General features: G+C 60.2%; 1 protein-coding gene. It reads left to right on the top strand.

Annotated elements, in window-relative coordinates; translation table 11 throughout:
* A partial coding sequence (locus NZ960_08650) for a hypothetical protein (protein MCS7177657.1) occupies positions 1-272 on the top strand: 272 nt, incomplete at its 5' end.
* Positions 273-571: the final 299 nt, after the last annotated feature.

A 571-nucleotide genomic window follows, 5' to 3' on the forward strand; every position in this document is an offset into this window, starting at 1 on the left:
TCAACGTTACCTATGAGTGGCAAGGCGTGCGCCGCGAATACCGTCCGGACTACCTCGTCCGCTTGCGATGCCCAGACGGGCGCGAGATCAAAGTGATCTTGGAGATCAAAGGTTTTGAGACCGAGCAGGATCGGCAGAAAGAAGCGGCTGCACGGCGCTGGGTGCGGGCAGTGAATCACCACGGTAAGTTTGGGTGGTGGGTCTTTTGCGTATGTAAAAACCCGCATCAAGTGCGAGATGTCCTGAAAAGCGCCTGTCGGCAACAGCCTTGAGCTCAAGGCGCGTTCCGGTAAGCAAGGCGATGCTTTCCAGATCAGCCCCTGAAGAGGCTTACCAACCCCTGCACCACGATCGGAAGGATTCCCCTACCTGCGAACCTGCGACCGACGCCACATCGGTGTCCTCGTACTCAGTGCCCACCCCAAAACCGGCTACGCCTCCCTCCCTGGCTCCGAAGCCTGCCACCGAGAGAGCGCTCGGTCGAAGGCCTCGTAGGCCGCGTAGTCGATGAGCTCATAAAGTTCGGCGCGCGTCTGCATCCGGTCCAGAAACTCCCGGCTCGAGCCCGCCT

The sequence above is a fragment of the Candidatus Kapaibacterium sp. genome, from assembly GCA_025059875.1.
Taxonomy (GTDB): Bacteria; Bacteroidota; Ignavibacteria; order Kapaibacteriales; family HRBIN21; genus HRBIN21.